We start from the raw sequence: 1,932 nt of genomic DNA, 5'->3' as shown, positions 1-1,932 counted from the left end.
GGCCCCGCCACGGGCGGCCCTGGGCCACCGCGCGGCGGGCGAGGGCGAGCCGTTTCGCCGTCGGGTCGACGATGCCGAGGCGGGCGGCGGAGGGTGTGTCCGGCCCGTACGGGGTGGCCGCGCCCCGCGCGCGTACGGCCGTGCGCGAACCGGAACGGGTGCTGCGCCTGACCGCCGGCACCCCGCAGGACCTGGCGCGCCTGCTGGACGCGGACGACACGGCCGTACGCGCGCGGGGCGCGGCCACCCCGTACGGGCCGGACACACCCTCCGCCGCCCGCCTCGGCATCGTCGACCCGACGGCGAAACGGCTCGCCCTCGCCCGCCGCGCGGTGGCCCAGGGCCGCCCGTGGCGGGGCCGCGGCGACGTCTGGTTCGCCCCGCGCCCGCTGCTCGGGGAGGCGGGCGGCGGCAAGGTCGCGTTCGTCTTCCCCGGTCTGGAGGCCGAGTTCGCACCCCGGGTGGACGAGGTGGCCGAGCACTACGGGCTGCGGCTGCCCGGCCGTACGTACACCGGGGCGACCGACGTCGCCCGGCACGGCCTCGGTGTGCTGCGCGTCGGCCGGGTCCTCGACGAGGCCCTGCGCGCGCTCGGCGTCCAGCCCGACGGGGTGGCCGGGCACAGCGTGGGGGAGTGGACCGCGATGATCGCGGGCGGGATGTTCGCCGCCGACAAGGCCGACGACTTCTTCGCCTCCTTCGACCCCGACTCGCTACGGGTGCCGGGCCTGGCGTTCGCGGCGGTCGGCGCACCGGCGGCCGTGGTGGACCGCGCGCTCGCCGACTGGCCCGAGCTGGTCCTCTCGCACGACAACTCGCCCAGCCAGTCGATGGTGTGCGGACCCGAGCAGCCCGTCGAGGAGTTCGCCGCCAAGCTCCGGGCCGAACGCGTGCTCTGCCAGGTGCTCCCCTTCCGCTCCGGCTTCCACACCCCGATGCTCGCCCCCTACCTCGGCCCCATGAAGCGGGGCGTGGACACGGCGGAGATCCTTCCGCAGCGGGTCCCGGTCTGGTCCGGCACCACGGCGGCCCCGTTCCCGGCCGACCCCGACGCGGTCCGCGCCCTGTTCGTCCGCCACCTCCTGGAGCCGGTGCGGTTCCGCCCGCTCGTCGAGGCGCTGTACGCGGCGGGCTTCCGCGCCTTCGTCCAGGCCGGTACCGGCCGGCTCACCTCCCTGATCGACGACACCCTCAAGACCCGCGACCACCTCACCCTCTCCGCCAACTCGCCCCGGCGCGGCGGACTGGCACAGCTGCTGCGGGTGGAGACGGGACTGTGGGCGGAGGGGTACGCGCTGCGGCCCCGCCGGACGGACGGTCCGCCCCGCGCAACCGCGCCGGACCGGCCGCGCCCGGCCTCCGCCCCGGTCCCCCTCGACCTCACCGCCGCGCTGGTCCCGCTGGACCCCCGCCGCCTGGAGGAGTTGCGCGCCGAGCTGCGTCCTCGTACGGAAGCGGACGGCGAACGCCCCGGACCCGCACCCGGGCTGGGGGAGGCGGTCATCCGCCGTCACCCCGTCGCCGCCGAGCTGGACGCGCTGCTGCGGGAGACGGCGGACAGCGTCACCGCCGTACTGGCGGCGGCGGACACACCGCCGGCGGCCCGTATTCCGGCCGCCGCGCCGCCCGCCGAGCACCGCACCCGGCTGCGCGTCTCGACCGACGCCATGCCCTACCTCCTGGACCACTGCTTCTTCCCGCAGCGGCCGGGCTGGCCCGAACCCGCCGACCGGCACCCGGTCGTCCCGGCCACCACCGTCCTGCACCACCTGATGGCCGCCGCCGAGCGGGCCGCGCCCGGGCAGCGGGCCGTCGCCGTGCACGACGTCCGGCTGGAGAAGTGGGTCAACGCCATCCCGGCCGTGGACGTGACGGTCACCGCCCGGCCGCAGGGCCCCGGCCGGTGGGCCGTCGCCTTCGGTCCGTACGCCC

General features: G+C 77.6%; 2 protein-coding genes. One reads left to right on the top strand and one right to left on the bottom strand.

Features of this window, described 5'->3' with window-relative positions; all coding sequences use genetic code 11:
* On the bottom strand, positions 1-181 hold a 181-nt coding region (locus ACJA3G_RS35965; protein WP_406557231.1), incomplete at its 3' end, for a hypothetical protein.
* Here ACJA3G_RS35965 and ACJA3G_RS35960 point away from each other — a divergent pair.
* The coding region (locus ACJA3G_RS35960) for an acyltransferase domain-containing protein (RefSeq protein ID WP_406557230.1) at positions 159-1,932 on the top strand (1,774 nt) is incomplete at its 3' end. The two genes, ACJA3G_RS35965 and ACJA3G_RS35960, sit on opposite strands and share 23 nt — an antisense overlap.

Source organism: Streptomyces sp. YS-3, assembly GCF_045257485.1.
Taxonomy (GTDB): domain Bacteria; phylum Actinomycetota; class Actinomycetes; order Streptomycetales; family Streptomycetaceae; genus Streptomyces.
This window is presented reverse-complemented; position numbering and strand designations above follow the sequence as displayed.